This is a genomic window from Acidimicrobiales bacterium, assembly GCA_035316325.1.
Taxonomy (GTDB): domain Bacteria; phylum Actinomycetota; class Acidimicrobiia; order Acidimicrobiales; family VFJN01; genus DASXTK01.
Genome location: DATHJB010000093.1, coordinates 1 through 26,449, shown reverse-complemented (window position 1 = coordinate 26,449; position 26,449 = coordinate 1). Strand labels below are relative to the sequence as shown.

26 protein-coding genes are annotated in these 26,449 nt (G+C 70.7%); 19 read left to right on the top strand and 7 right to left on the bottom strand.

Annotated elements, in window-relative coordinates:
- On the bottom strand, nucleotides 1–1,043 hold a 1,043-nt coding region (locus VK611_13280; GenBank protein HMG42304.1), incomplete at its 3' end, for an ABC transporter permease.
- A gap of 129 nt (nucleotides 1,044–1,172) precedes the next feature.
- Here VK611_13280 and VK611_13275 point away from each other — a divergent pair.
- The 4 genes from VK611_13275 to VK611_13260 are packed head-to-tail and all read left to right on the top strand — an operon-like array spanning nucleotide 1,173 to nucleotide 5,596.
- On the top strand, nucleotides 1,173–2,768 hold the full coding sequence (locus VK611_13275) for an ABC transporter substrate-binding protein (GenBank protein HMG42303.1): 1,596 nt from the start codon (nucleotides 1,173–1,175) through the stop codon (nucleotides 2,766–2,768).
- 32 nt (nucleotides 2,769–2,800) lie between these two features.
- Nucleotides 2,801–3,925 carry an acyl-CoA dehydrogenase family protein gene (locus VK611_13270; protein HMG42302.1) on the top strand — a complete coding sequence of 375 codons (1,125 nt, stop codon included), beginning with the start codon at nucleotides 2,801–2,803 and terminating at the stop codon, nucleotides 3,923–3,925.
- Nucleotides 3,926–3,935: 10 nt separating this feature from the next.
- Nucleotides 3,936–5,222, top strand: coding sequence for an acyl-CoA dehydrogenase family protein (locus tag VK611_13265; GenBank protein HMG42301.1), 1,287 nt, complete (start codon nucleotides 3,936–3,938; stop codon nucleotides 5,220–5,222).
- A 32-nt stretch (nucleotides 5,223–5,254) separates the two neighbouring features.
- Nucleotides 5,255–5,596, top strand: coding sequence for a hypothetical protein (locus VK611_13260; GenBank protein HMG42300.1), 342 nt, complete (start codon nucleotides 5,255–5,257; stop codon nucleotides 5,594–5,596).
- Nucleotides 5,597–5,613: 17 nt separating this feature from the next.
- On the opposite strand, the gene VK611_13255 is transcribed toward VK611_13260, so the two are convergent.
- A complete protein-coding gene (locus tag VK611_13255; protein HMG42299.1) occupies nucleotides 5,614–6,312 on the bottom strand; it encodes a helix-turn-helix domain-containing protein in 699 nt (232 codons plus the stop codon).
- Nucleotides 6,313–6,477: 165 nt separating this feature from the next.
- Here VK611_13255 and VK611_13250 point away from each other — a divergent pair, with 165 nt between their 5' ends.
- The 5 genes from VK611_13250 to VK611_13230 all read left to right on the top strand — a co-directional run bounded on the left by VK611_13250 (nucleotide 6,478) and on the right by VK611_13230 (nucleotide 12,853).
- Nucleotides 6,478–7,671: an amidohydrolase family protein gene (locus VK611_13250; protein HMG42298.1), complete on the top strand. Its 1,194-nt coding sequence runs from the start codon at nucleotides 6,478–6,480 to the stop codon at nucleotides 7,669–7,671.
- Nucleotides 7,672–7,675: 4 nt separating this feature from the next.
- Nucleotides 7,676–8,674: a dihydrodipicolinate synthase family protein gene (locus tag VK611_13245; protein HMG42297.1), complete on the top strand. Its 999-nt coding sequence runs from the start codon at nucleotides 7,676–7,678 to the stop codon at nucleotides 8,672–8,674.
- Nucleotides 8,671–9,615, top strand: coding sequence for an alpha/beta hydrolase (locus tag VK611_13240; GenBank protein HMG42296.1), 945 nt, complete (start codon nucleotides 8,671–8,673; stop codon nucleotides 9,613–9,615). Before VK611_13245 ends, VK611_13240 begins: the two co-directional genes overlap by 4 nt.
- A 66-nt stretch (nucleotides 9,616–9,681) precedes the next feature.
- Nucleotides 9,682–10,941, top strand: a complete 1,260-nt coding sequence (locus VK611_13235; GenBank protein ID HMG42295.1) for an ABC transporter substrate-binding protein — start codon at nucleotides 9,682–9,684, stop codon at nucleotides 10,939–10,941.
- A 37-nt stretch (nucleotides 10,942–10,978) separates the two neighbouring features.
- A complete protein-coding gene (locus VK611_13230) occupies nucleotides 10,979–12,853 on the top strand; it encodes an ATP-binding protein (GenBank protein HMG42294.1) in 1,875 nt (624 codons plus the stop codon).
- Here VK611_13230 and VK611_13225 read toward each other — a convergent pair.
- The 3 genes from VK611_13225 to VK611_13215 are packed head-to-tail and all read right to left on the bottom strand — an operon-like array spanning nucleotide 12,832 to nucleotide 17,602.
- Entirely contained in the window at nucleotides 12,832–13,581 is a 750-nt protein-coding gene (locus tag VK611_13225) for an ATP-binding cassette domain-containing protein (protein HMG42293.1), read from the bottom strand. The two genes, VK611_13230 and VK611_13225, sit on opposite strands and share 22 nt — an antisense overlap.
- Entirely contained in the window at nucleotides 13,578–16,316 is a 2,739-nt protein-coding gene (locus tag VK611_13220) for an ATP-binding cassette domain-containing protein (protein HMG42292.1), read from the bottom strand. Before VK611_13220 ends, VK611_13225 begins: the two co-directional genes overlap by 4 nt.
- 35 nt (nucleotides 16,317–16,351) lie before the next feature.
- Entirely contained in the window at nucleotides 16,352–17,602 is a 1,251-nt protein-coding gene (locus VK611_13215) for an amidohydrolase family protein (protein HMG42291.1), read from the bottom strand.
- Here VK611_13215 and VK611_13210 point away from each other — a divergent pair.
- Entirely contained in the window at nucleotides 17,528–18,526 is a 999-nt protein-coding gene (locus tag VK611_13210; GenBank protein ID HMG42290.1) for an enoyl-CoA hydratase, read from the top strand. The two genes, VK611_13215 and VK611_13210, sit on opposite strands and share 75 nt — an antisense overlap.
- A 22-nt stretch (nucleotides 18,527–18,548) precedes the next feature.
- Here the strand turns inward: VK611_13210 and VK611_13205 are convergent, their stop codons facing one another.
- The gene (locus tag VK611_13205) at nucleotides 18,549–19,328 is read right to left on the bottom strand and encodes an SDR family NAD(P)-dependent oxidoreductase (protein ID HMG42289.1); all 780 of its coding nucleotides are present in this window, start codon (nucleotides 19,326–19,328) and stop codon (nucleotides 18,549–18,551) included.
- 85 nt (nucleotides 19,329–19,413) lie between these two features.
- Between VK611_13205 and VK611_13200 the strand changes: the two genes are divergently transcribed.
- From VK611_13200 to VK611_13160, 9 genes are all read left to right on the top strand, one after another.
- A complete protein-coding gene (locus VK611_13200; GenBank protein ID HMG42288.1) occupies nucleotides 19,414–20,883 on the top strand; it encodes an aldehyde dehydrogenase family protein in 1,470 nt (489 codons plus the stop codon).
- Between the two features lie 15 nt (nucleotides 20,884–20,898).
- Nucleotides 20,899–21,651, top strand: a complete 753-nt coding sequence (locus tag VK611_13195; GenBank protein HMG42287.1) for an alpha/beta hydrolase — start codon at nucleotides 20,899–20,901, stop codon at nucleotides 21,649–21,651.
- On the top strand, nucleotides 21,644–22,321 hold the full coding sequence (locus VK611_13190; GenBank protein HMG42286.1) for a TetR/AcrR family transcriptional regulator: 678 nt from the start codon (nucleotides 21,644–21,646) through the stop codon (nucleotides 22,319–22,321). The genes VK611_13195 and VK611_13190 overlap by 8 nt, the downstream gene beginning before the upstream one ends.
- 25 nt (nucleotides 22,322–22,346) lie before the next feature.
- Nucleotides 22,347–23,105, top strand: coding sequence for an SDR family oxidoreductase (locus tag VK611_13185; protein HMG42285.1), 759 nt, complete (start codon nucleotides 22,347–22,349; stop codon nucleotides 23,103–23,105).
- Nucleotides 23,105–23,950, top strand: a complete 846-nt coding sequence (locus VK611_13180; protein HMG42284.1) for an SDR family oxidoreductase — start codon at nucleotides 23,105–23,107, stop codon at nucleotides 23,948–23,950. The genes VK611_13185 and VK611_13180 overlap by 1 nt, the downstream gene beginning before the upstream one ends.
- A gap of 76 nt (nucleotides 23,951–24,026) precedes the next feature.
- Nucleotides 24,027–24,743: a TetR/AcrR family transcriptional regulator gene (locus tag VK611_13175; GenBank protein HMG42283.1), complete on the top strand. Its 717-nt coding sequence runs from the start codon at nucleotides 24,027–24,029 to the stop codon at nucleotides 24,741–24,743.
- Nucleotides 24,744–24,850: 107 nt separating this feature from the next.
- The gene (locus tag VK611_13170; protein ID HMG42282.1) at nucleotides 24,851–25,081 is read left to right on the top strand and encodes a type II toxin-antitoxin system HicA family toxin; all 231 of its coding nucleotides are present in this window, start codon (nucleotides 24,851–24,853) and stop codon (nucleotides 25,079–25,081) included.
- Complete coding sequence (locus tag VK611_13165; GenBank protein ID HMG42281.1) at nucleotides 25,081–25,377, top strand: hypothetical protein; 297 nt, start codon at nucleotides 25,081–25,083, stop codon at nucleotides 25,375–25,377. The genes VK611_13170 and VK611_13165 overlap by 1 nt, the downstream gene beginning before the upstream one ends.
- A gap of 1 nt (nucleotide 25,378) precedes the next feature.
- Entirely contained in the window at nucleotides 25,379–25,801 is a 423-nt protein-coding gene (locus VK611_13160; protein HMG42280.1) for a hypothetical protein, read from the top strand.
- Nucleotides 25,802–25,845: 44 nt separating this feature from the next.
- Here the strand turns inward: VK611_13160 and VK611_13155 are convergent.
- Nucleotides 25,846–26,449, bottom strand: a 604-nt coding sequence (locus tag VK611_13155; protein ID HMG42279.1) for a hypothetical protein, incomplete at its 5' end; no start/stop codon positions are given.

Sequence of the window (26,449 nt, the reverse complement as noted above, 5' to 3'; positions counted from 1 at the left end):
CCGGCCTGCACCACCCGGAAGTCGTGGGAGCCGACGGCGTCGACGATCATCGTCCCCATCCCCGGCAGGTTGAAGATCGTCTCCACGATGACCGTGCCGCCGATGAGCCGGCCCAACGCGACGCCGGCCACCGTGACCAGGGAGAACGACGACGGACGCAGCGCGTCGCTCACCAGGATCCGCCACACCGGCATGCCCTTGGCCTTGGCCGACAGGATGAAGTCGTCCTGCAGCGTGGAGATCAGGTCGCTGCGCAGCAGCCGCATGAACACGGCCGCCTCGGTCAGGGCCAGTGTGAGCGCCGGCAGGAACGCGTGGCGCAGGTTGGCCCCGATCCCCTCGTCGGAGGTGAGGCGCACGAACCCCTGACGCGGCAGCTCCGGCCAGTGGCCCCACAGGTACAGCGTTACGAGCAGCACCGCGAGCGCACCGCCCAGGCCCATGGCCAGGTAGCGGCTGCGGCCCTGGTCCTTCGGGTACTCCTGGGCGAGCCGCACCGTGCGGAGAGCCAGCCACGCCGTCAGCGCCAGGCCTCCTGCGGCCACCGGCCAGCGCACGACGTCGGGATGGAAGACCAGGAAGAACACCAGCAGCAGGGCGGCCAGGAAGCTCGGGGCCGAGATGAAGCCGAAGGCGACGCCGTTGACCGACCGGTCGAAGCGGTGGCCGGCCCGGTAGGCGGCGTAGAGCGCCACTGGCACGGCCAGGGCCAGCGACATCACGGTCGCCAGCGCGGCCAGCTCGAGCGTCACGGGTAACCGCGACTGGATCATCTCCCGTACGTCCTGCACCGGCGGCACCGACGACTCGCCCAGGTCGCCCCGGACGGTGTCGCCCAGCCAGGTCAGGTAGCGCTCGACCAGAGGGTCGTCCAGGCCCAGCTCGTCCCGCACCTGCGCGTACTGCTCGGGCGTCCCGTTCGGACCGACGATCACCGCTGCCGGGTCGCCGGGGATGAGCTCCAACATGAAGAAGGTCGCCAGGCTGACCAGGAACAACACGGGAACCAGGTGGATCAGCTTCTGGCCAATGATGCGCAGCACCGTCGATCACCCCCGGGCCCTTATTTAGTCAGAGTCCATATCTTTCGTCAACAAGTTACTGACGACCGCCTGATGTGGGGGTTATATTCGTACTACGTACAACTTTTCGGGGACTGGACGGGGGAGAACATGAGGGACGACCTGAGCCGTGGCCGATCTTGGATCGTCCGCGGAGCCACCTTGCTGGCGGCGCTGACGCTCGTGGCCACTGCTTGTGGCGGAGACGACGGCGGTTCCGGCGAGGGCACGGGTGCGGAGGGTGGAGGTGACGTCGATCCCGACGGCGTGCTGCGCATCCCGTACAACCTGCAGGGCGCGCCGCCGAACTTCGATCCGGCCAACCAGCGGCCGCCGTCACCGGCCACCTCGATCCAGCTCATGGTGTACGACACGCTGCTGCGGCCTACCGGCGATAACGGGGAGCTGGAACCAGGGTTGGCGAAGGCGGTGGACTACGTCGACCCGACCACGGTGAAGATCGCCCTGCAGGAGGGCGTGACGTTCACCGACGGCACGCCCTTCGACGCCGAGGCGGTGAAGGCCGGGATCGAGTACAGCCGCGACAGCGAGAGCATGGTGCTGACCGCCGAGCGGAAGTCGATCGAGGAGATCGTCGTCGACGGTCCGCTCGAGCTGACGCTGCACCTGAGCGAGCCGGTCGCGGGTGAGATCGTCAACATGATGGCCTACGGCGACTTCCTGATCCCGTCGCCCAAGGCCCTGGCCGACGGTGTCGATCTGGAGACGAACCCGGTGGGAGCGGGCCCCTTCGAGCTCGAGGACTACGAGCAGGGCGAGAAGATCACCCTGGTGAAGAACGAGGACTACTTCCAGGCCGATGACATCCGCCTGGCGGGCGTCGAGTGGGTGAACGTCGCCCCCGGTGAGTCCCTGGTCAACGCCCTGCGCAGCGGTGCCGTCGACGTCGGCGAGATGGTGCCCCACCAGACCGCCACGCAGCTCGAGGGGACGGGCGTCGAGGTGGAGCTGGACATCGGTGACAACGTGATGATGTGGGGGCAGGTCTGCAAGAGCCGGCCGCCGTTCGACGACGTGCGGGTGCGCCAGGCGCTCAACCACGGGCTCGATCGCGACGCCCTGAACGACGCGGTGTTCGGCGGGGAAGGAGCGCCGATGTGGGGCTTCTGGACCGACGACGGTGAGTTGTACGACCCCGCGTTGGAGGACTACTTCGAGTACGACCCGGAGCGGGCGCGGGACCTGTTGGCCGAGGCCGGCCAGGAGGATCTGTCGTTCGACATGTTCTTCTCGCCGGGCGTGAGCGACCGCGCCGCCGAGGTGGTGCAGGCCCAGTGGTCGGAGATCGGGGTCACGGCGAACCTGAAGCCCCTCACCAACACCCAGGACTTCTTCCCGGATGCCCAGGGTGCACCCATGTTCTTCTTCCCGCTCGAACGCGACGGCATCCAGAAGGTGGCTCGCAACCTCGTGCCGGGGAGCGTCGGCAACGTCTGCAACTGGAACGACCCGGAGCTCACCGCGGCGGTCGGTGACGTTCGGGCGGCCGAGACGGGCTCCGACGAGGCCGCCGAAGCCTGGCAACGGGTCCAGGAGCGCGCCATGGAGACGGCCGCCAGCATCTTCGGGGTATTCGGCGTGCGCGCCCGGGTGTGGAACCCGGACAGGGTCGGTGACCCGAGCTTCATGCCGAACTTCCAGGGGCGCCCGACCGTCAACTTCTACGAGGCGTACATCAAGCAGTGACGGGAGCCGCGGATCACCCGGGGACGAGAGCCATGGACGTGGATCTGACCAGTGACCAGGAGCTGCTGCGCGACACGACGGCCAGGTTCATCGAAGCCGAGCTTCCGCTCGACGAGGTGCGCCGGCTGTCGGAGAGCGGCTCGAGGGTCGACGGGGAGTACCTCCGCCGGGGAGCGGAGCTGGGCTGGTTCTCGTTGCTGGTGCCCGCCGCGCAAGGGGGTGGGAGCGTCTCGGGTGAGGGCCTCGTGGATGCCGCGGTGGTGGCGGGGGAGCGGGGCCGGTTCCTGCAGCCGGGGGCGTTCGTCGCCGTCAACGTCGTCGCCCACGCGCTGGCGACGGCCGGGTCGCCCGAGCAGCGCCGGGAGGTGCTGCCGGCGCTGATGGCCGGCGCGGCGACGGCCGCGTGGGCGGTCGCGGACATCTTCGGCGAGTGGCGGCCCGACGCCGGGGTCGTCGCGGCACCGTCCGGCGACGGCTTCGTGCTCTCGGGCGCCAAGGGCCTCGTGCACGACGCCGCGGCCGCCGACTGGCTCCTGGTGGGAGCAGCCTCGAACGACGGGCCGGTCCAGGTGCTCCTGCCCAGCTCGGCGCCGGGCCTGACCGTGACCGAGCTCGACGGGCTCGACATCACCCGGCGGTTCTCCCGGGTGACCTTCGACGACGTGGTGGCCCCGGGGTCGAGCCTCGTCGGCGACCCGGCCGATGCCGTCCGGGCGTTGGACCGTCAGCTGCAGCTGGCGGCCGTGCTCACCGTCGCCGAGTCGGTCGGTGCGATGGATCGCATCTTCGGCGAGACGCTCGACTACGCCAAGAGCCGCATCGCCTTCGGGCGCCCGATCGGCTCCTTCCAGGCCGTCAAGCACCTCCTGGCCGACACCAGCCTGCTGCTCGAGGCCAGCCGGGCGGCCGCCGTCGCCGCGGCTCGATGCGTCCAGCGCGAGGGCGACGACGCCGCCGAGGTGGCGAGCATCGCCAAGGCGTTCGTGGGCGACAGCGGCATCGAGCTGGCCCAGAGCTGCCTGCAGGTGCTGGGCGGGATCGGCTTCACCTGGGAGCACGACCTGCACCTCTACCTGCGCCGGTTGACGACCGACGCGTACCTCTACGGCGAGCCCGCCTGGCACCGCGAGCGAATCTGCACGCTGTTCGAACTTTGACGGAGGACACATGGGCATCGACGTGCCGGCCGACATCGAGGCCTACCGGCTCGCGGCGGGGGAGTGGCTGGCCGCCAACCTCGAGCGTCGTGACCCCGCCCAGGGAGCGGGCCTGCGGGGGCTGGACCACAGGACGATCGAGGGCATCGCCGAGGAGCGGGCGATCCAACGGCGCCTGTACGAGAGCGGCTACGCGGGGATCACCTGGCCCGTGGAGTACGGCGGGCAGGGCCTGACCCTGGCCCATCAGCGGGCCTTCGACGAGGCGGCGGCGGGCTACCGGCTGCCCGACTTCGGCATCGCCGGCGCCACGACCATGGGCGCGTGCGCCGGCACGATGCTGGCCCACGCCTCGCCCGAGTTCCTCCGCCACCACATCCCGCGGATCCTGGCCGGCGACGAGCTGTGGGTGCAGTTCTTCTCCGAGCCGGGCGCCGGCTCCGACCTCGCCGGTGTGACCACCCGGGCCACGCGCGACGGCGACCGCTGGATCCTCAGCGGCTCGAAGGTGTGGAGCAGCGGCGCCTACTACGCCGACTACGGCATGTGCCTGGCCCGCACCGACTGGGACGTGCCCAAGCACCGGGGGCTCACGTGGTTCGCGGTGCGGATCGGCGCACCGGGGGTGACGGTCCGGCCGATCCGGGAGATCAACGGCGACGCGGAGTTCTGCCAGGAGTTCTTCGACGACGTCGAGCTCACCGACGACGACGTCATCGGCGAGGTGAACCAGGGTTGGTCCGTCGCGCAGACGATGCTGGTGTTCGAACGGGGCGCGGTCCGCTACGACGCCCCTGACGACCGCGGGCCCACGGCCCTGGCGCCGGACCTCGTGGCCCTGGCCAGGCGCCTCGGCCGCGACCAGGACCCCCACGTGCGCCAGCTCATCGCCCGAGCCCACGCCAACGACTACGTCGCCCACCAGCTGGCCCTGCGCATCGCCGGCCTGATGCGTGACGGTCGGGGCGGCGATGCCGGCGTGGCCGCCTACGGCAAGTTGGCACGAGGTGTCTTCAGAGCGCTGCGAGCGCGCATCGGCATGGAGATCGGCCGGGGCGGAGCGCTGGTGTGGGAACCGGGCGACGTCGAAGGCCAGACCGCGGCCGTCAACTACCTGAACGGCCGCCTCACGGCGATAGCCGGCGGAACCAACGAGATGCAGCGCAACGGCATCGGCGAGCGTGTCCTGGGGCTGCCCCGCGAGCCGAGCTTCGATACCGGCGTCCCGTTCCGTGAGGTCGTCCGCCGCTCCCGGGACTGGTTCGGGACTGCCCCACCGAGAGCACCAATATCATGACTGCGCCTAACTTCGGGGCTAGCGTGTCGGCGATGAGCGGCGAGGCGACGAACCAGGGGAGGGACGCGGTGCAGTTGCGTGCTGGATCACGGCTGAGGAGCGCTGTCGACACCACGGAGGTCGTGGTCGTGCGGGCGCCGGCGGAGGACGTCGAGGTCCGCTGCGGTGGCCAACCCATGGTCGCGTTGGATGCCGACGTGGCCGGCGGGACGCCCGACGCCGAGCACGCGGACGGCACCCAGCTCGGCAAGCGCTACGTCGGTCCCGGCGGCAGCTTCGAGCTGCTGTGTACGAAGGCCGGTGACGGGTCGCTCTCCGTCGGCGACGTGAGCCTGGAGCTGAAGGAAGCCAAACCGCTCCCCGCGTCCGACTGACACATGGGTGTGCCGGCTCACGCCCGGCCGGTGGGTGCCTTGGCGCGCCGTCGGCGTGGTGGGTCGACCACGAGGTTGCGGGCACCGGCCAGCAGTACCGCCGTGCGCTGGCGCAGCACGGCCTGCAGGTCGACGTCCTCGTCGAGGGTCCAGGCTCTGATGCCGTTCATGACCAGGGCCGTCAGCATGGCCGCGAGGTCCTTCGGGGGGACGTCGCGTGGCAGCTCTCCGGACTCCTGGGCGTGGGTGAACACCACGGAGAAGGCCCGCTCGAAGCTGAAGTGCTCCTGGTCGTTCTGCAGCTCGGCGTCGGGGACGCGGTAGAACTCTTGGACCGATCGGCGCACCGCGGCGCGGGGGCCTCTCTGGATGCGTCGGCCGAGTGTGGTCATGAGCTGTTCGAGGACCAGGTCGAGCGAGCGGCCACTGGCGAGTGCCTTGAGGGCGTCCTCGTAGAGCACCCTGGCCGCCAGCCAGCCCATCTCGAGCAGCACCTGCTCCTTGCGGGCGAAGTGGAAGTAGAAGGTGCCCTTGGCCACGCCGGCCCGGGCGGCGATCTCCTCGGCGGTCGTGACGTCGATCCCGGTCTCGAAGCCCCGCTCGCTCCACAGGTCGAGCGCGGCCTTGACCAGCTTCTGCCTGGTCGCCCGCGAGCGTTCCTGCGCGAGCGAGGACCGCTTAGGCCCTTCCCTCGGGGCGCTCGGCTGGTCGGCCATGCGTGCGACTCTACCGCCTTCTGACACGGCAGATTTGGGCGGCATCTAAAACCGGAGCCCACGCAATCGCGGTTCTCCTCTAAGACCTAAGCTAAGCTTCCTGAAAGGAAATCCAGATTCTGCAGCGGGTGTCGCTCGCCGAGTCTCGTGACCGCCGGAGGAGCCATGAGCAAGCTCGACTTCCCTGTCTTCGACGCCGACAACCACTTGTACGAGACCGAGGAGGCGTTCACCCGACATCTCCCGCAGAAGCACAAGGGCCTCATCAAGTACGTCCAGGTCAACGGTCGGACCAAGATCGCGGTCGACAACGTCATCAGCGACTACATCCCCAACCCGACCTTCGAGGTCGTCGCCAGGCCCGGCGCGTACGCGGACTACTTCGGTGGCAACAACCCCGAAGGCAAGTCGCTGCGCGAGCTGACCGGCGAGCCCATGCGATCCGTCGACGCCTTCCGCTCCGCCGGCCCGCGGGTCGACCTGCTCGACAGCCTGGGCCTGGACGCGGCGCTGATGTTCCCCACGCTCGCCAGCCTCCTCGAGGTCCGCCTCGCCGACGACCCGGACCTGACCTGCACCGTGGTCCATGCGTTCAACGAGTGGCTCCACGACGAGTGGACGTTCGACTACCAGGGCCGGATCTTCGCCACGCCGATCGTCAACCCGTCCGTCCCGGAGCGGGGGATCGCCGAGCTCGACTGGCTGCTCGACCGGGGAGCCAAGGTCGTGCTGCTGCGGCCGGCGCCGGTCGCCGGCCACCGCGGCACGCGCTCGCCGTTCCTGTCCGACTTCGACGCGTTCTGGGCTCGCGTCGCCGAGAGCGGGGTGTTGGTCGCCCTGCACGCGTCGGACTCCGGCTACCAGCGCTACGTCAACGACTGGGAGGGCACGAGCCGCGAGGCGCTCGCGTTCAAGCCGAACCCCTTCACCGACGCGGTGACCCCCGGGCGGGCCATCAGCGACACCATCACCTCGGCCGTCTGTCACGGGATGCTGAGCCGCTTCCCGACCGTGAAGCTGGCGAGCGTCGAGAACGGCGGGAACTGGGCCATCCCCTGCCTGAAGGCGATGGAGAAGACCTACAACAAGATGCCGAACGAGTTCCAGGAGCACCCCCGCGACGTGTTCCTGCGCAACGTGTGGATCAACCCGTTCTGGGAGGACTCCGTCGCAGACCTGGTCGACATGATGACGCCGGAGCACATCCTGTTCGGCTCCGACTACCCGCATCCGGAGGGCATGGCCGACCCCCTCCACTGGGCGGACGAGATGGGTGATCTGTTCCCGGCGACCGAGGTGCAGAAGATGATGGGCGAGAACCTGTACGGCCTGCTCGGCGTCACGCCGGGGGGAGGGTGACGAGATGGCACGAGCCGCAGAAGCCCGCGAGTGGGCGCCCGACGCACTGAGGGGGATCATCGACTCGCTGTACACGCCCTTCGGCGGCCCCGGCGGCGAACACGTCGACGAGGCGGCGCTCCGGGCACTCGTCCGTCACTGCATCGGCGCCCTGGACCACGACGGCATCTGGGTCGGTGGGCTCGTGGGGGAGTACTGGGCCCTCACGACCGAGGAGCGCAAGCGGCTCCTGGAGGTCGCGGTCGAGGAGACCCGGGCCATCAAGCCCGACGCGCTCGTCGAGGCCTGCCCGGCCAGCACGAACGTCCTGGAGACCGTCGAACTGACCCGCCACGCCGCCGGCGCCGGCGCCGACATCTGCTTCGTCATCCCGCCCTACTTCGAGGCCCGCGGCTACGAGGCGACCCGTGAGCTGCTGCGCTACGTCACCGAGCGGACCGACATGGCGCTGGGGCTGTTCAACACCCACGCCGCCGGGTGGATCCTCACGCCGGCCGAGTGCGCCCACCTCGCCGACGAGTTCCCTGCCATCTGCGCGGTGAAGAACGGCATGTTCCGGCCCAGCCACTCGGCGGCGTTGCACCGACTCGCGCCGGAGCTGGTGATCTGGGAGTGCGACATGCTCGCCTACCGGGGCGGGTTCCTCCGTCGCGGCATCACGACCGCGGGGATCCTGGGCGGCTCGGCCTACCTCTACGAGCTGCCCGACAACCGGCTCTACAGCGCCCAATGGGACCTGCTCGTGTCCGACAAGCTCTCCGAGGCCATCGACCACTGGTACGACTCCGGGCTCGACGACCTGGTCACGAGCCTCCACCAGGCGTTCGGAGCCTCCAACGTCGACGCGCCGTACACGCACTGGGGATCGGCGTTCAAGGCTGCGGCGGCCCAACTGGGCCTGCCCGTGGGCGACTATCCCCGCTCCCGCCCGCCGCAGCCACCGCTGCCCGACCCGATGAAGGCGGCGATCCGCACGGCCTACGAGACCGCCGGGCTCCTGTGACGGACGCGCCCCTCGACCCGTCGGGGCTCGTCGACGCCGAGATCGCCCCCCGCCTGGCGGACTTCCCGGCGTTCGACCTCGCCCCGGAGGACCTCCCGACCATCCGCGAGCTGGTCCCCGGGCCCGAGCCGCCGGGGGAGGGCATCGAGCGCATCGACCACGTGGTCGACGGCGGTCCGGTCGTCCTCACCGTGCACCGTCCGCTCGGGTCGGAGGGGCTGCTGCCCTGCGTGTACTGGATCCACGGCGGAGGCCTGGTCATCGGCCACCGGCACATGGACGACGACGAGCTCGAGCGCTGGTGCCGCTCGTTCGGCTGCGCCTGCGTCGCCGTCGAGTACCGCCTCGCACCGGAGCACCCGTTCCCCGCCGCGATCGACGACTGCTACACGGGTCTCCGGTGGCTGACGGACCATGCCGAGGAGCTCGGCATCGACTCCGAGCGGCTCGGCGTCGGCGGCCGCAGCGCGGGCGGTGCCCTCGCCGCGGCGCTGGCGCTGCTCGTCCGCGAGCGCTCCGGCCCGGCCCTGCGCTTCCAGGTGCTCGACTGCCCGATGCTCGACGACCGCGGGGAGACACCGTCGAGCCGGATGGCGGGCGTACCGGTCTGGAGTCGCGAGTCCAACGCCCTCGGCTGGCGGAGCTACCTGGGCGAGCGTTGCGGGGGCGACGACGTCCCGGCCAGCGCCGCCCCGGCCCGGTCCGCCGACCTGGCCGGCCTGCCCCCGGCCTTCGTCGCGGTCGGGACCTACGACGTCCTCCGCGACGAGGCGGTCGACTACGCCACCCGGCTCAACCAGGCCGGCGTGACGACGGAGCTGCACGTGTACCCGGGGGTCCCGCACGGTGGGCACCTGTTCCCCGGAGCGGCGGTGGTGGGGCGGATGGCGGACGACATCGACGCCTTCGTCGGCCGCTACGTCGCTGCCCAAAAGGCTTGACCGACCCGCAGGTAGAACGCTACTTTCCTGTCAGGCCAATAGCGACTGTCCATCGGGGGAATAAGCATGAATCTGTCACGGTCACGCGGTCGCGCGGTGGTCGGCGGGCTCCTTGCCGCCGCCGTCTTCCTCACGGCCTGCTCGAGCGACGACTCGCAGGGTGACGGGGGCTCCGACACCACGGCCCCGGCCGATCTCTCCCTGCTCGGCCCGAGTAAGCCCGCGGCGGGAGATCCCGTGAAGATCGGGTTCATCACCGACGGCCAGAGCGCCGCGACCGATGCCCGCGACGAGGCCAAGTCGGCGCAGGCCGCGGTCGACTACGTCAACGAGCACCTCGCCGGCGTCGCCGGCCGCCCCCTCGAGCTGGTGACCTGCGAGACCAACGTGACGCCCGCCGGCGCGACGGACTGCGCGAACCAGATGATCGCCGCGGAGGTCCCCATCGTCCTGCAGGTCGCACCCGGGGTCCCCCAGCCGATCGTGACCGCGCTCGACGAGGCGAAGATCCCGTACTTCGTCGACGCCGCTATCGACCAGGAGGTCCTGGTCTCCCCGAACTCGTACGTGCTCACCAACACGCTCGGCGGGTTGGCCGCTCCGGTGAAGGTGGCGCAGGACCTCGGTGTCGAGAAGGTCGCCGCCATACTGATCGACCTCCCCGCGGCCGTCGGGCCGATCAAGGCGCTCGGCCAGCCCCTGTTCGACGACGCGGGCCTGACCGTCGACTTCGTCGCCGTGCCCCCGGGCACGCCCGACATGACCCCTCAGGTGCAGGACGCCCTCGATTCGGGTGCCGAGCTGGTGAACATCATCGGCGATCCCGCCTTCTGCATCAGCGCCCTGGGTGCGCTCGACACGCTGGGCTACGAAGGCGGCCGCCTCGTGAACCCGCAGTGCATCAGCCCCGAGACGGCGCAGAGCGTTCCCGGAGGGGTCGACGGCGTCATGGTGGCCACCACCGAGTCGCTCGACTCGAGCGACCCGGAGGTCGCCCTCTACGAGGCGGTCATGGCCGAGTACGCCCCCGACACCGAGCCCCACGGGTCGACCACGCCGGGGGCCTTCGGGATCGTCGTCGCCTTCGCCCGTGCGATGACGGGTCTGACCGGAGAGGTGACGGCCGAGAGCGTGCGATCGGCAATGGAGTCGGCGAACCCCCAGCCGATGCCGCTGCTGGACGGCCAGACGTTCAAGTGCGACCGCACCCTCTTCGAGCTGGCCCCTCCGGTGTGCTCGTCAGGGATCGCCATCGTCACGCTCGACGCCGACGGCCAGCCCAGGGACACGAAGGTCTTCGACACCGAGTCGATCATCAACGGCTGACCCGCGGATGCCGATCCGCCACAAGGTCGCAGCCGCGATGGCGCTACCACTGCTCACCTTCGCCCTGGTCCTCGGTCTCGAGGTCAGGGAGATCGGGCAGGGGACCGAGGAGGTCCGCCGGCAGACCGAGCTCGCGGCCGCGGCGGACGGGCCGAGTGCCCTGCTGACGCACCTCCAGGACGAGCGGAACTGGGCGGCCATCGAGCTCATCGGCCAGACGGAGCAGACACCGCTGCTGGTCGAGGGCTACGAGGAGACGCGGCGTCGCACCGACGAAGCCGTGACCGGCCTCCGGGACCTGTTGGTGCACAGCCGGGAGCAGACGAGGCAGGCCTTCGACCCGGCGATGGACGGGCTGGCCTCGGGGCTCGAGGCCGTGCGGGAGCGGATCGACACCAGCGAGACCGAGCACACCCTGGCGAACGTCGTCTTCGGTGACGAGATCTTCAGCAGCTACTCGCAGCTGATCGAACCGTTCTTCGCCGGGACCACCCAGATCGCCGTCGCGATCGACGACGACGACCTTCGCCAGGGAGCCGAGCTGATCGACGGGTCGGCGCGCGAGATCGAGGCCCTCGCCGCCCTGGCCCGGTCCGTGTCGATCACGTCCCTACTCAGCGAGGGTGGCCTGAACGAGCGGCACGAGATCAGCGAGGTGGCCGAGCGGCTGTCGAGGTTCCAGCGCCTGGCCCGCCAGCTCCGGGCCGAGACCTACGGGTTGTACGACGGAGTGGGCGGCGACGAGCTCTTCGTCGAGTACACCCGGGCGCTCACGGACCAGGTCGATGCGGCGATGCGAGGCGAGTTCGACCTGGCGGAGATGCTCGAGGTCATCACCGTTCCCCCGGAGGAGTCCTACGTCGGCTATCGCGAGCAGGTCAGCGAGATCCTCCGCGGCGAGGCCCGGGACCTCGGCGCCGCCGCCACCCGGAGCGAGCGGCTCTACCTCCTGCTCATCTTCGCGACGGGCGCGGTGGCGCTCGGGACGATGCTGGTCGTCTCGCGCTCGATCACCCGGCCGCTGCAGTCGCTCACCCGCCAGGCGGTCAGCACGGCCAACCACGTCCTGGGCGACGCGATCTCGACGGTGCTGCAGACACCGATGGGCACGGACGTGACCGCACCGGAGCTGGCGGCGATCACGGTCGACACCTTCGACGAGATCGCCGAGGTCGCCACGGTCCTCAACACCGTCCAGGACTCGGCGGTCGCCCTGGCGGTCGGGCAGGCCGTGCTGCGCCGCAACCTCGCCGACACCTTCGTCAGCCTGGGCCGCCGCAACCAGAACCTCCTGAGCCGCCAGCTCGACTTCATCACCGAGCTCGAGCGGAACGAGGTCGACCCCGAGGCGCTCGGCCACCTCTTCCGGCTCGACCACCTGGCGACCCGGATGCGCCGGAACGCGGAGAGCCTGCTGGTGCTGGCCGGCAACGAGTCGCCGCGCCGGTGGACGACGCCGGTCCGGATCGCCGACGTCGTCCGGGCGGCCGTCGGCGAGGTGGAGCAGTACGCCCGCGTCGTCGTACGGGTCGTCGAGCCCTTCACCGTCGTCGGCAGCGCAGCCGCCGACCTGACCCACCTCCTGGCCGAGCTGATCGAGAACGCATTGCAGTTCTCGCCACCGGACGAGCCGGTCGAGATTCGGGGCCTGACCCAGACCGCCGGCTACACGTTGGCGATCATCGATCCGGGCGTCGGCATGTCACCCGCCGACCTGGCCCGCGCCAACCGGCGCCTGGCCGGAGGCGAGGCCTTCACGGTCGCTCCGTCGAAGTACATGGGGCACTACGTCGCCGGGAACCTCGCCGTCCGGCACGACATCCACGTGCGGCTGCAGCACTCGACCGGCCCCGGCACCACGGCCACGGTCCACCTCCCCGTCCACCTCTCCTACACGCCCGTTCCCATGTAGGCGGCCTCGAGGCGGGACGGGTCGGCGGCGACGGCGCTCGCCGGGCCCGCGAGGGCGACCTGGCCGTGGGCGAGGACGATCGCCTCGTCGGCGACCGCGAGCGCCAGCTGCGCGTGCTGTTCCACGAGCACGACGACGGCCCCGGTCGCGTCGGCCACGCGACGCACGAGCGGCATCAGCTGCTCCACGATGATCGGCGCCAGGCCCATGCTCATCTCGTCGACGAGCAGGACGCGCGGGCGTTGCACCAGGGCCCGGGCCACGGCGAGCATCTGCTGCTCGCCGCCCGACAGCGAGCCGGCGGTGACCTTCCAGCGGTTCTGCAGGGCGGGGAAGAGGTCGACCACGTCGTCGCCCTGCGCCCGCCGGCGTGGTCGCGCGGCCTTGAGGTTCTCCTCCACGGTGAGGGTGGTGAACAGGGCCCGGTCGTCGGGGACGAGTACGAGCCCGGCCCGGGCGGCGGCCACCGGCTTGAAGCTGGGCAGCCGCCGCCCGTCGACGAGCACCTCGCCGCCGAGGCGGGGGAGCAGGCCGGCGAGGGTCAGCAGCAGCGTGGTCTTGCCGGCGCCGTTCGACCCCAGCACGGTGACGACCGTGCCCGGCCGGAGCCGCAGGTCCAGGCTCCGGACCACGGTCAGCGCTCCGTAGCCGGCCTCGAGCCCGCGGCACTCCAGCGCGAGCGGTGCGTGGGGTGCGTGAGATGCGTGGGGTGCATGACGTGCGGTCATCCGGTGGTCGCCTCCTGTCGTGCGTGGGTGCTGCCCAGGTAGGCGTCCAGGACGGTCCGGTCCGAGCGGATCACTCCCGGCGGGCCGCTGGCGATCAGCTGCCCGAAGTTGAGGACCTCGATGTGGTCGCACACGTTGAGGACGAGGTTCATGTCGTGGTCGATGAGCAGGATCGTGACGCCGCTGTCGCGGATGTCGCGCAGGCGCTCGCCGAGCCAGGCGCTCTCGGCGGTGTCGAGCCCGGCGGCGGGCTCGTCGAGCAGGAGCACCTTCGGCGTGCTGACCAGGGAGCGGGCGATGGACACCAGCTGGCGGTGGCCCTGGGACAGCTCGCCGGCGAGACGGTCGCGGTGAGGGCCCAGCTCGAGGAGGGCGAACATGTCGTCGAGCTGCCGGGCGGAGCGCCGTCGAGCGCCATGGCCGACGAGGATGTTCTCCTCGACCGTGAGGTCGTTCCACAGCTCCACGCCCTGGAAGGTGCGTCCGAGCCCCGCCCGGATCCGCCGGAACGGGGGCCGGCCGTCGAGCGGGCGGCCGTCGAGCCGCACCGTGCCGTGGTGCGGGCAGAAGCCGGAGATGGCGTCGATGAGGGTCGTCTTGCCCGCTCCGTTCGGCCCGATGAGCCCCACGATGGCGTACTCCGGCACGTCGAAGGACACGTCGGCGACCGCCAGGACGCCCCCGTAACGGACCTTGACGTCCTCGACCGACAGCAGGGCGGCGAGCGCGGCCGGCCGGTCGGGCACGGCCAGCACCGGCACTGCCGCGGGTCGGGCGGACCTCCGTCCCGTACCCGGCGAGCTCCCCTGTGCCCGCAGGCGGGTGAGGGCCCGGTTGATCGGTCCGACCATGCCCTCGGGGTTCAGGACCACGCTGAGGACCAGGCCGACTCCGGTCACGATCTGGTACCAGTAGGCGTCGAAGCCGAACCATTGCAGGGTCGCGTAGTAGAGGACACCGCCGAAGCCCATGATGCCGGCCAACACGCCCCCGGAGACCGACGTGATGCCGGCGAGGTACACGGTGGCGAAGAGGCCGAGCCCGAGGACGACGTCGAAGGAGTCCCAGGTGACGTTGCCGAGCTTGTAGCCGAGCAGCGAGCCGCCCAGGCCGGCGATGAACGCACCGATGGCGAAGGCGGCGAGCTTGGTGCCGACGACGTTGATGCCCGACGCGGCGGCCGACCGCTCGTTGGCCCGGACCGCGAGCATGGCGCTGCCCAGCCGGCTGAGCCGCAGTCGGGCCACCCCGACGGCGACGGCGACGAACACCAGCAGCATCAGGATGCAGAACGGCACGCGCGGGTAGTCGCCGCCGCTGCCGGGACCGAGGTCGAGCCCGAACAGCGTCGGCGCCTTCACGTCCTTGCCGTTGCTGCCCACGAGGTCGGTGTTGCGGAACCACAGCGCCTGCAGGGCCACGGCGAGCGAGAGGGTCACGACGGCGACGGGCAGGCCCCGGATGCGGAGCGCGGGCAGGCCGACCACCACGCCGAGCACGGTGGCGCCCAGCGCGGCCAGCAGCGGGGCCAAGGGGAAGGGCACGCCCCAGTCGGCCGAGAGCGGGGCGACGAGGAACCCGCCGACCCCCGCGAGGGTGAGCTGGGCCAGCGACACCTGCCCGGCGTACCCGGTCACCACGACCAGCGACAACGAGATGATCCCGAAGATGAAGCTCGTCGCCAGGGCCGCCCGCCACGGCCCCTGGAGGGACACGATGCCCGCCAGGCCGAGCCCGATCCCGACGAGCGCCGGCAGGGCCACCCGCCGAGGGCGCGGGGCCCGGCCGAGGTTCGGTTGCACCACCGCGCCGCGGGACGGTAGCGGCTTGGCCCGCACGACCAGCACCAGGAGGATGAGCAGCAGCGGGACCAGCTCGGCGAGGCCCGACGACGGCAGCCAGTCATGTTGGGTCTTCAGGTAGGTCGCCTCGGACTGGAGCATGCCGATGGCCAGGCCCGCGGCCACGGCGGGGCCGACTCGTTGGAAGCCGCCGACAATGGCGGCGGCCAGCGCGGGCACGATGAAGAGCGTGTACGAGTAGGGGACCAGCGGCGAGATCGGGGCGATGAGGATGCCGGCGAGGCCGGCGACGCCGCAGCTGACCATCCAGTTGACCGCGGCGATCCGGTCGGGCGAGATGCCGCTGACGTAGGCACCCTTCTCCGACTCGGCGGCGGCGCGCGTGTGCAGTCCGAACCGGGTGAAGCGGTAGCCCGCGGCCAACGCCAGGGCGACCACCACCACCGTGCAGGCGAACCAGAGCCGGTCCGCCGAAACCCGGAGGGAGCCGAGCTCGTAGACCTCGGTGGGGAAGATCTTGTCGACGGGCACCGGCGTCGTGCCCATGCGCTGGAGGATCACGCCGGTCATGACGACCATCACGCCCAGCGATGCCACGGCCTTCGCCACCGGCGGGGCGACGCGCAGCGGCCGGAACGTCAGCCCGTAGAGCGCCAGGCCGAGCGCGCAGGCGACTGCGACCGAGATCGCGGCGGCGGGAGCGAACGCCAGCTCGCCGCCGAGGTCGACGGTCTTGGGCAGCCCGGGCACCAGCAGGAGCAGCTGGCCGGTGCGCAGGAACGCGTAGACGTACGCGGTGAACAGCGCGATGGCGCCCGTGGCGAAGTTGATGACCCCCGAGCTCCGGAACGTCACGACGAGCGCCAACGCCAGCGACGCGAACACCGCGCCGTTGGCCAACCCGAGCAACAGGAAGACGACGTGCTGACTCACGGCTTCGAGCCCCCCTCTCTTCTGCCGTGCCGCGCCTAGTGGGCGGCGGTGAACATCTCGCGGAACTCCGCTCGGCTGCGGATGCCGGTGTCCACGTCGGTCGCCAGCGCACGGAGGGCGCCGACGGTCGCCTGTTCCCTGGGCACGATGGCGAACGGGTCGTAGCCGTACCAGCGGAGTGCGTTCTGGTGGGAGATCTTGTCGATCTCTACCCGGTCGGTCACCCCGGCACGTTCGAAGGTGTCCATCAGCGTCTCGGGCGACCGGGGCCACGTCGAGTCGGAGTGCGGGTAGTCGCACTCCCACGCGATGTTGTCGATGCCGACGAAGTCCCGCACCTGCATGGCGATGTCGTCGACGATGAAGCAGGTGAGGATGTGCTCGCGGAAGACGTCGCTGGGCAGCTTGTCGCCGAAGTCCTGCCCGGTCCAGGTCTGGTTGGTGTAGCTGCGGTCGATGCGCTCGAGGAAGTACGGCACCCAGCCGACCCCTCCCTCCGACAGCGCCATCCGCAGCCCGGGGAACTGACGCAGCACGGGCCCCCAGATGAGGTCGGACGCGGTGTTGATCGAAAGGTGCGTCGGCAGGGTGATGATGACGTCGATCGGGGCGTCGTCGCTGGTGGTCGGCATGCTGGACCCCGACCCGATGTGCATGGACACGACCACCCCGGTCTCCACGCAGGCCTCGAAGAACGGGTCCCAGTGGTGCCCGTGGAACGAGGGCAGGCCGAGCTTGTAGGGCGCCTCGCTGAAGCTGACGGCACGGCAGCCCTTGGCGGCGACGCGGCGGATCTCGGCTGCCAGCAGGTCGACGTCCCACAAGGGTCCGATGGCGAGGGGCAGCAGGCGGCCCGGGTAGGCGGCGCACCACTCGTCGATGTGCCAGTCGTTGTAGGCCTGGAGCATCACGAGCGCCAGGTCCTTGTCGGGGTGCTCCATGAAGAACTGGCCGGCGAAGCGGGCCATCGACGGGAAGCTCATGGAGGCGAGCACGCCGTTGGCGTTCATGTCCCGGACCCGCTCGTGGACGTCGTAGCAGCCCGGGCGCATCTCGGCGAAGCCGACAGGATCGAAGCCCCACTCCTCCTTCGGCCACGAGGCGACGGCGTTCAGGCCGATCGACTTGGCCCGGACGTCGCCGAAGACCCAGGTGTCGGTGCCGTCGTCGTTGACCACACGTGGGGCCAGGTCCTTGTACTTCGCCGGCAGGTGCCCGGCGAAGAGGTCGGGCGGCTCGATCAGGTGGTCGTCGACGCTGACGAGGATCAGGTCTTCAGCTCTCATCGTTCTGCTCCCCGGGCGATTGGCTGGCTGCCGGATGGAAAGTACTATTCTACCTATAGGGAAGTCAACGTAGTCAGTTGTGTCACAGGGGGATGCATCGTGGAGTCAGAGTTCGTTCGTTATTCGGTCCAGGACGGCGTCGCCGTGATCACACTCGATCGACCGCAGGCGGCCAACGCCCAGAACCCGCAGGTGCTGAAGGAGCTCGACGCGGCCTGGAGCGCGTCGGACGCCGACAAGGACGTCCGGGTCGTGGTGCTGCGCAGCGAGGGCAAGCACTTCTCCGCCGGCCACGACATGCAGGGCGGGGGCGACCCCTCGCTCGGCCCTCGGCGGGTCGACGGGGCGCTCACGATCGACACCTACTACGACTGGGAGGAGCGCGGCTACCTGCACTACGCCCGGCGCTGGCGCGATCTGGTGAAGCCGTCCATCGCCGCCGTGCAGGGCAAGTGCATCGCTGCGGGACTCATGCTGTGCTGGCCCTGCGACCTCATCATCGCCGCCGAGAACGCCCAGTTCTCCGATCCGGTCGGCCTGATGGGGATGCCCGGCATCGAGTTCTTCGCGCATCCCTGGGAGTTCGGGCCCCGGCGGGCCAAGCAGATCCTCTTCACGGCATCCTCGCTCTCGGCCGAGCGCGCCTGGGACTGCGGGATGGTGAACGAGGTCGTGCCGCTGGAGCAGCTGGACGAGCGGACGATGGCCCTGGCCGCCCAGGTGGCGGCGATGGACCCGTGGGCCGTCCGCCTGGCCAAGCGGGCCGTCAACGGGGCGGTCGACGCCATGGGCTTCTCCAACTCGATCGCCGCCAACTTCGACATCCACCACCTGGGCCACGCCCGGGCGATCGCCCACACCGCCGGGCAGACGTCGGTCATGGCCGACCTGGCCGCGATGAAGGCCAGGAACGGCAACGGGTAGCGCCGCCGCGCCGCTGCCCTACCTAGCCCTCCCCGGCCTGGCGGCGGCCCTCGGCGAGCGTGGTGGCGGCGGCGTCGACCGGGCCGGCGGCGAGGACCCGCGCCGGTGGCGCCTCCGCCAGCAACGCCTCGACGACCACCGCGACGACGTCGGCGGGCTGCTGCAGGCCGTGGCGGACGAACCCGCCCTCGAACCAGCGCATCGCCCACTCCCCGAAGTCGGCGGGGTCGAAGCCGTCGGCCACCTCGGTGCCGGCCGTCGGCCCCACGACCACCTCGGACACCCGCAGGGCCGGCAGCTCGTCGCCGAGGCCTTGGCAGAAGCGGCCCAGCGCGGCCTTCGACGCCGAGTAGGCCACGAGGCCGGGGAAGGCCAGCTCCGCGGAGTCGGAGGTGAGGAACACGGCCCGGCCCTGGCTGCCCGGGGCGGTGAGGTGGGGGACCGCGGCCCGGGTCACCGACGCCGCGCCGAAGAGGTTCGTCTCGAAGATCGCCCGCCAGTCCTCGATGCCGGCGCGGTCCAGCGGGGTGATCCGGCTCAACCCCGTGGCGTAGACGAGGGCGTCGAGGCCGCCGAGCCGGTCGCTGGCGTCGACGACCATCCGCTCGCACTGGGCCGGGTCACGGACGTCGCAACACAGCGCCGTCGCGTCGGGCACCGCGGCCAGCCGCTCGAGCCGGCGTGCCGCCACGGCGACACTTGCGCCCTGGGCGACGAGCTCTGCCGCCAGTTCCCGGCCGATGCCGCTGGATGCGCCGACGACCAGCACCCGCAGCCCGCCGGCCGGTCGGTTTTCGTCCATGTCCGTCACCTCCGGTAGAATACTGCTCTATCAACAGGTCATAGTCGACTGTACCTGATTGAGACCTGAGGAGCGGAGGACCGACGTGAGTGACGACATCGGCGAACGCCGGATGCTGATCGACGGCGCGCTCGTGCCGGCCGAGGGCGGTCGGGTGTACCCCAACGTCGACCCGGCGACCGAGGAGGTCATCGGCGACGTCGCCGACGCCTCGGCCGGCGACGTCGACCGGGCGATCGCCGCGGCCCGGCGGGCCTTCGACACCACCACCTGGTCGTCGGACCGGGCGCTGCGCCGCCGCTGCCTCGAACAGCTCCAGATCGCGCTCGACAAGGACCGGGAGCTGCTCCGGCGAGTGCTGATCGCCGAGGTGGGCGCTCCGTTGCTCGCGACCTACGGCCCGCAGCTCGACATGCCGCTCGCCGACGCCATCGGCCATCCCCTCCACGCCATGGACGCGTTCCCGTGGGAGCGCGAGCTGCCCGAGGCCGACGGCCCGCTCGGCCGGTCCCGCCGGGTCGTCGTCAAGGAGCCCGCCGGGGTCGTCGGGGCGATCGTCCCGTGGAACTTCCCCCTCGAGATCACGCTGCACAAGCTGGCCCAGGCACTCGCCACGGGCAACACAGTGGTGGTGAAGCCGGCACCCGACACGCCCTGGAACGCCACCCACCTGGGACGGCTGATCGCGGAGCAGACCGAGATCCCGCCGGGCGTCGTCAACGTGGTCACGTCGAGCTCACACGAGCGCGGCCAGCAGCTCGTGGAAGACCCCCGCGTCGACGTGATCTCGTTCACCGGCTCGACCGCGACAGGTCGCCGGATCATGGAGCTCGGCGCTCCCACCCTGAAGCGGCTGTTCCTCGAGCTCGGCGGGAAGTCCGCCCACATCGTCCTCGACGACGCCGACTTCGAGGCCGTCCTGCCGGCGACGGCGTTCGTGTGCTTCCACGCCGGCCAAGGCTGTGCGATCTCCACCCGGCTGCTGCTGCCCCGTTCGCGCTACGAGGAGGGCCTGGCCATCGTGGCCGAGAGCTTCGCCGGGGTGAAGGTCGGCGACCCGAACGACCCGGAGGTGCTGGCTGGCCCGCTGATCAACGCCGCCCAGCGCGACCGGGTCCTCGGCTATATCGGCTCCGGTCGGGACGAGGGCGCCCGCCTGGTGTGCGGCGGCGGGCGGCCCCCCGGTCTCGACCGGGGCTGGTTCGTCGAGCCGACCCTCTTCGCCGACGTCGACAACCGCATGCGCATCGCCCAGGAGGAGATCTTCGGCCCCGTCCTCGTGGTGATCCCGTTCGACGACGACGACTCTGCAGTCGCGATCGCCAACGACTCGATCTACGGCCTCTCGGGCGCGGTCAGCTCGGCGTCCGAGACCAGGGCGCTGGCGGTCGCCCGGCGGATCCGCACCGGGACCCTCGGTGTCAACGGCGGCAACTGGTACGGGGCGGACTCGCCCTTCGGGGGTTACAAGGCCAGCGGCATCGGCCGCCAGGGCGGGCTCGAGGGGTTCGAGCAGTACCTCGAGACGAAGACGATCGCGCTGCCACCGAGCTGAGGACGCCGATCACCGATGCCGACCTACGAGAGCGACGGCCTGCGCCTCCACTACGACGTCGTCGGCTCCGGGCCGCCCGTCCTCGGCGTGCACGGGGCCACCGGCACCGGCAGCTTCGAGTGGGCTGCGCTGGCCGGCGAGCTCGGCGACCGCTACCGGTTCCTGATCCCGGACCTGCGTGGTCACGGCCGTTCCGACCATCGGGCCGGCCAGATCGGCATCGAGCACGTCCACGACGACCTGCTCGCGCTGCTCGCCCGCGAGGGGCTGGCCGAGGCGCACCTGCTGGCCTTCTCCTTCGGCGCCGAGGTGGCGCTCGACCTGGAGCTCCGGTACCCGGGGACGAGCAGCAGCCTCGTCCTCGTCAGCCCCGGCCTGGGAGACCCGAAGTCGAGCGTGCCCACCCGCGCCCAACTCGAGGCCGGTTGGCCCCGATCGCTGCGCCGCCTCCACATCGAGCGACACGGCGAGGGCCACTGGCTCGAGCTCATGGTCGAGGTGTGCGACCACGCCGCACGGCGTCCCAAGGCCGACCTCGAGGCACTGGCCGCCATCGCCTGCCCCATCCTGCTGATCGTCGGCAGCAAGGATGATCCCCGCCGCGTCCGCCAGGCACGGCTGTTCGAGGAGGTGCACGACCGGTGCCGGCTGATCGTGGTCGAGGGCGCCCGCCATGCGGCCCACAAGGACCGGCCGCTCGAGGTCGCAGCCGCCGTCGGCACGTTCCTCGACGAGGTCACGACGACCAGCGGGCCCGGGCGTGCCTGAGCCCTCCGACGACGGCATGCCGGAGTGGAAGCGGCAGAGCGTCGAGCGGTCGCTCCAGGCGGCGCGGGCCCGGGCACAGGAGCGCAGCGACCGCTTCGTGGCGGCGGCGATCGAGCTGATGCAGGAGCGGGGGACGGTCGACTTCACCGTGCAGGACGTCGTCGACCGTTCGCGGATGTCGATCCGCACCTTTTACAAGTTCTTCGCCAGCAAGGACGACCTGCTGGTCGCGGTGCACGAGACGGTCCTGGCCGAGGAGGTGACGGCGCGCCTGCGCAAGCGCTGCGCCGACGAGCGCGATCCGGTGCGGCGGGTGTGGGCCTACATCGAGGGCATGTACGAGCTGACGGCGGATCCGATGCCGGTCTCCCGCGCCCTCACCGTCTATCGGAACCGCCTGGCCGAGACCCGACCCGACGAGGTGGATCGGGCCTTCCGTCCCCAGATCGACCTGGTCGTCGAGCTCGTCCGCGAGGCCACCGCGTCGTGCCGGCCACCGCGCGCGCTCAGTCCCGAGACGGCTGCTCACCTGCTCCACCACACCGTCCTGGCCGCCGTCCACGCCCGCATCCTCGCCGCCGACCAGAGCACCGGGGTGAGCGCCGAGGAGCTCTGGGCCTTCTGCGCCTCGGGCATCGGCGTCGAGCCGACGGCGGAAGGCCGGCCCTGACATGGCCCCGGGAGCGGTCAGCGTCGTGAGCGGGGGCTCGGCGGGCATCGGCCGTGCCGTCGCCGTACGCCTCGCCGCCGAGGGCGGACGTGTCGCCATCCTGGGCCGTCGTCAGGAGAAGCTCGACCACGCCCTGGAGGCCGTGCGGGCCGCCGGCGCCGTCGACTCGATCGCGATCGCCGCCGACACGACGATCGAGGAGCAGGTCGCCGCGGCCTTCGCCGCGGTCGACGAACGCTGGGGCGAGCTGAACGCCCTCGTCAACGCCGTCGGCCCCGCCGGCGCAGGACGCTTCGAGGACCTCGACGACAGCAGGTGGCACACCGCCTTCGACGAGGGCGTGCTCACCTCCGTCCGTTGCATCCGCCACGCGCTGCCGCTCCTGCGCCGAGCCGCGTGGGGACGCATCGTCAACCTCACCGCCGTCTCGACCCGCCACCAGAGCCCCGGGCTCGTCGCCTACACCGCCGCCAAGGCGGCGCTCGCCAGCGTGACCAAGAACCTGGCCCGTAGCCTCGCGGCGGACCGGATCCTCGTCAACGCCGTCGCTCCCGGACCGGTGCTGACCGGGAGCATCCGGGCCGCCGTGCGCGCGGCCGACGGCGCTGCCGACGACCCGTACGACGCCTACCGGGTGATGTCCGAGCAGTACGGCTCACACGTCGACCTGGGTCGCGTGGCCGATCCCCGGGAGGTCGCCGAGGTGGTGGCGTTCTGCGCGTCGGAGGCCAACAGCTACATGACAGGTGCACACCTCAACGTCGACGGAGGCAGCGACTTCTGATGAGCGAGAACACACGCGTCACGGTGGTGACCGGGGGAGGCGGGGGCATGGGCCTCGCCGTGGCGGCGGAGCTGGCCCACACCGGCGTCGTCCTGTTGGCCGACGTCAGCGAGGACCTGCTGGAGGAGGCCACGGGTTCGCTCGCCGACACCGGCGCCGACGTCCGCACCCAGCGTTGCGACGTCACCGACCCGGACGACGTCGACGCGCTGGCCCGGAAGGTCGCCGAGCTGGGTGGCCTCGGGTCGCTGGTGCACATGGCCGGCATCTCGCCGAAGATGGCCGACGGTCGCCGCGTGCTCGAGGTCGACCTCGTCGGGACCCTGCGCGTCCTCGAGGCGCTCCTGCCGCATGCGTCGGAAGGGACCGCTGCGGTCTGCATCGGGTCCGTGGCCGGCTACGCCGACCTGGCGAGCGAGGTCGATCCCCTGCTCGACGACGCCCTCGCTCCCGGCTTCGTCGCTGCGGTCGAGGCGAAGCTCGGCGAGGGCTTCGACGCCATGACCGCTTACGTCCTGGCCAAGCGCGGCGTGATGCGCGCCTGCGAGCGCCTGTCGGGCCCGTGGGGCGCCCGTGGCGCACGCATCCTCTCGATAGCTCCCGGCATCATCGACACCCCGATGGGCCGCCTCGAGCTGGACGGCGACGATCTCGTCGCCGCGATGATCGACGCGACGCCGGTCAAGCGCCCAGGCCACAGCCCGTTCCCCGGTCGCCCCGCGGACATCGCCGCCCTGGTCGCCTTCCTCTGTTCCGACGCCGCGGCGTTCATCTCCGGTTGCGACATCCGCATCGACGGCGGCCTCGTCGGCTCGATGGCCAGACAGATGGGCATCCCCGGGTAGAATCGGTAGAACGCGCTATTCCTGAGGGAAGCACGCCGTATCGCGCTCGATCGCCGTGACAAAGGAGCCAGAGCACATGCCCCGTGGCAAGGCGAAGCCATCCAGCACCGAGACGGCAGCCGAGCGCGAGGACGAGGAGATACCCGAGTGGAAGCGCCAGAGCGTCGAGCGCTCCCTCACGGCGGCACGCGCTCGCGCCCAGCAACGTTCCGACCGGTTCGTCGCGACGACCATCGAGCTCATGGGCGAGAAGGGGAGCCTCGACTTCACGGTCCAGGACGTCGTCGACCGATCGCACATGTCGATCCGCACCTTCTACAACTACTTCGCCAGCAAGGACGACCTCCTCGCCGCGGTCTACCAGACGATCGTCTCCCGGGAGGTCACGCCGCGGCTGCGCACGGCGTGCGAGCGGCAGACCGATCCCGTTCTCCGGATCCGTGCCTACATCGAGGAGCTCTACGAGCTCACGTCGACGCCCAGCCCGGTCGCCTACTCGCTGACCACGTTCCACAACCGCCTGGCCGAGATTCGCCCGGCTGATCTCGATCACGCCTTCCGGCCTCAGGTCGACCTCATCATCGAGCTGGTCCGGGACGCGATGGCGGCGAAGCGGCTGCGGTCGCCGCTCGAGCCGGAGAAGGTCGCCCGTCTGCTCCACCACACCGTGCTGGCGATCGTCCACACGCGGGTGCTCGGGGCCGACCCGAAGGCCGCGGTCACAGCCGAGGAGCTGTGGCTGTTCTGCGCCCACGGCATCGGCGTCCAGGGCGAGTCGGGTGAGAAGGCGTAGCCACAGCCCGCTACTCGCATTCGGGCGCTGCTCGCCCAGCCGCTCGACGCCTCCCCACACCCGACGGCGTTCAGGCGGTGCGGAGCGTTTTCCTACTCTGGAACGACATGGGTGATTTCCCTTCGATGAAGGCGGCGGACCTGATCCGGCTGCTGCAGCGCAAGCTGGGCTACGAGGTCGATCGCCAGAAGGGATCACACCGGAGACTGAAGGCGGTCGGCCGGCCGACACTCACCTTTGCGTTCCACGACCGGCAGTCGCTCCCACCCGGTGTCGTGAGGAAGGTGCTGGTCAAGGACGTCGGCCTGTCCGAGGAGGATGCGGAGGGCATACTCTGATGCTGCTGCCTAAGGAGTCGAAGGGGAGCAACTTGACGATGACGACCGCAGAACTGATCATTCACCTCGGTAGTGCCGACGGCGAAGTCGTGTGGTGGGCTGAAAGCCCAGATGCACCGGGCTTCACCGCAGCAGCACCGAGCCTGGCTGAACTGCGCCAGCTTGCAGTCGTCGCCCTGCAGGACCTCCTGACCCCTCAGGTCGAGATCGTTGAGCGCCTTGAGGGCGGAGACGTGCATCGCTCCGACGAGGGATGGGACGCTCGCGTGGTGACTGCTCAGGCCGTACCCTGCTGACTTGGCCAAGATCACCGCTGGCATTCTCTGCGACTTCGCGCAGGTGCGTGAGGGTCTTTTGTTCATCAGCTCAGGGGGGCTCACCCGCCTGATCCGGCCAGAAGTACCCGCTCGTCTCGGAGTACAGCTAGCGCTGATGGTTGAGGTGCCGCCAGGCGAGCTGAGCCAGGCTCACGAGCTCGTGATCGTGATCAAGCGCAACGAGACCGCCGAAGACCTCGGCCGGCTGGTGACCGGTGTACAGGTGCAGGCACGTGGTGCTTTCCCAGGTGAGAGCATCAACCTTCCGGCAGTGGTGAACATGCAGGGAGTGATGGTGCCCGCCTTCGGGGCCTATGACGTGCGGATGAGTGTGGATGGCGAGGATGGACCACATCTCACCTCCTATGTGGTTTCGCCTGCTGAACGAACCGGGCCGAGCTAGCACGCAGCGATGTGTGCCGACGCGACAGCGGTCGGTGGGCGGCGTCACGGCACGGGCGGCGCGGTCGCCTCGCTGCACCCCTCGACGGCGGCCGCCGCGAGGTCGAGCTCGTCCGGCTCGAGCATCTCGTTGAGTGGAGGCGGTTCCCGCTTGGTGGCGGTCGCGTACAGCTCCACCATCCGGTCGCGACCCACGCCGTCGAGCCAACCCGTGAAGACGCACGGCGCGAGGTCGGCGCTGAGCCCTCCGGCCGTCCAGGTGGCGGACATGAAGGCGATCATGCCGGCGTCGTCGAGGCAGTCGAACGCCTGCGGGAGGGCGACATCCCTCTCCGTCTCATCGAGCGCCGGGATCGGGTCGGCGCCGTCGACCACGCCCAGATCGGCGAGCCGGTCCGTGCCGACCCCGTTGATGAGGGCCTCGGCCATGCACGAGGCCTCCACGTCGCTGATCGTGTCACCTGACTTGGCGCGCATGAGGCCCACGACGGCGACGACGAGCGGGTCCTCCTCGGTGAGCGGGTCGTCGCCGTCGTCCCCGCCACCCCTCGTGAGCAACACGACGCCGACGACGGCGACCAGCACCACAGCCAGGCCGCCGGCGATCGGGCCGGCCGGGCGGCGCCGGGAGCGTGGCGCCATGCGGCGA

Excerpts from the sequence above, each read along its gene's own strand:
- VK611_13170 (HMG42282.1), top strand. The coding sequence starts at position 24,851 with ATGGGTGATTTCCCTTCGATGAAGGCGGCGGACCTGATCCGGCTGCTG.
- VK611_13275 (HMG42303.1), top strand. The coding sequence starts at position 1,173 with ATGAGGGACGACCTGAGCCGTGGCCGATCTTGGATCGTCCGCGGAGCC.
- VK611_13255 (HMG42299.1), bottom strand. The coding sequence starts at position 6,312 with ATGGCCGACCAGCCGAGCGCCCCGAGGGAAGGGCCTAAGCGGTCCTCG.
- VK611_13205 (HMG42289.1), bottom strand. The coding sequence starts at position 19,328 with ATGGACGAAAACCGACCGGCCGGCGGGCTGCGGGTGCTGGTCGTCGGC.
- VK611_13215 (HMG42291.1), bottom strand. The coding sequence starts at position 17,602 with ATGAGAGCTGAAGACCTGATCCTCGTCAGCGTCGACGACCACCTGATC.
- VK611_13180 (HMG42284.1), top strand. The coding sequence starts at position 23,105 with ATGAGCGAGAACACACGCGTCACGGTGGTGACCGGGGGAGGCGGGGGC.
- VK611_13260 (HMG42300.1), top strand. The coding sequence starts at position 5,255 with ATGAGCGGCGAGGCGACGAACCAGGGGAGGGACGCGGTGCAGTTGCGT.
- VK611_13250 (HMG42298.1), top strand. The coding sequence starts at position 6,478 with ATGAGCAAGCTCGACTTCCCTGTCTTCGACGCCGACAACCACTTGTAC.
- VK611_13175 (HMG42283.1), top strand. The coding sequence starts at position 24,027 with ATGCCCCGTGGCAAGGCGAAGCCATCCAGCACCGAGACGGCAGCCGAG.
- VK611_13230 (HMG42294.1), top strand. The coding sequence starts at position 10,979 with ATGGCGCTACCACTGCTCACCTTCGCCCTGGTCCTCGGTCTCGAGGTC.
- VK611_13165 (HMG42281.1), top strand. The coding sequence starts at position 25,081 with ATGCTGCTGCCTAAGGAGTCGAAGGGGAGCAACTTGACGATGACGACC.
- VK611_13195 (HMG42287.1), top strand. The coding sequence starts at position 20,899 with ATGCCGACCTACGAGAGCGACGGCCTGCGCCTCCACTACGACGTCGTC.
- VK611_13265 (HMG42301.1), top strand. The coding sequence starts at position 3,936 with ATGGGCATCGACGTGCCGGCCGACATCGAGGCCTACCGGCTCGCGGCG.
- VK611_13245 (HMG42297.1), top strand. The coding sequence starts at position 7,676 with ATGGCACGAGCCGCAGAAGCCCGCGAGTGGGCGCCCGACGCACTGAGG.
- VK611_13235 (HMG42295.1), top strand. The coding sequence starts at position 9,682 with ATGAATCTGTCACGGTCACGCGGTCGCGCGGTGGTCGGCGGGCTCCTT.
- VK611_13225 (HMG42293.1), bottom strand. The coding sequence starts at position 13,581 with ATGACCGCACGTCATGCACCCCACGCATCTCACGCACCCCACGCACCG.
- VK611_13270 (HMG42302.1), top strand. The coding sequence starts at position 2,801 with ATGGACGTGGATCTGACCAGTGACCAGGAGCTGCTGCGCGACACGACG.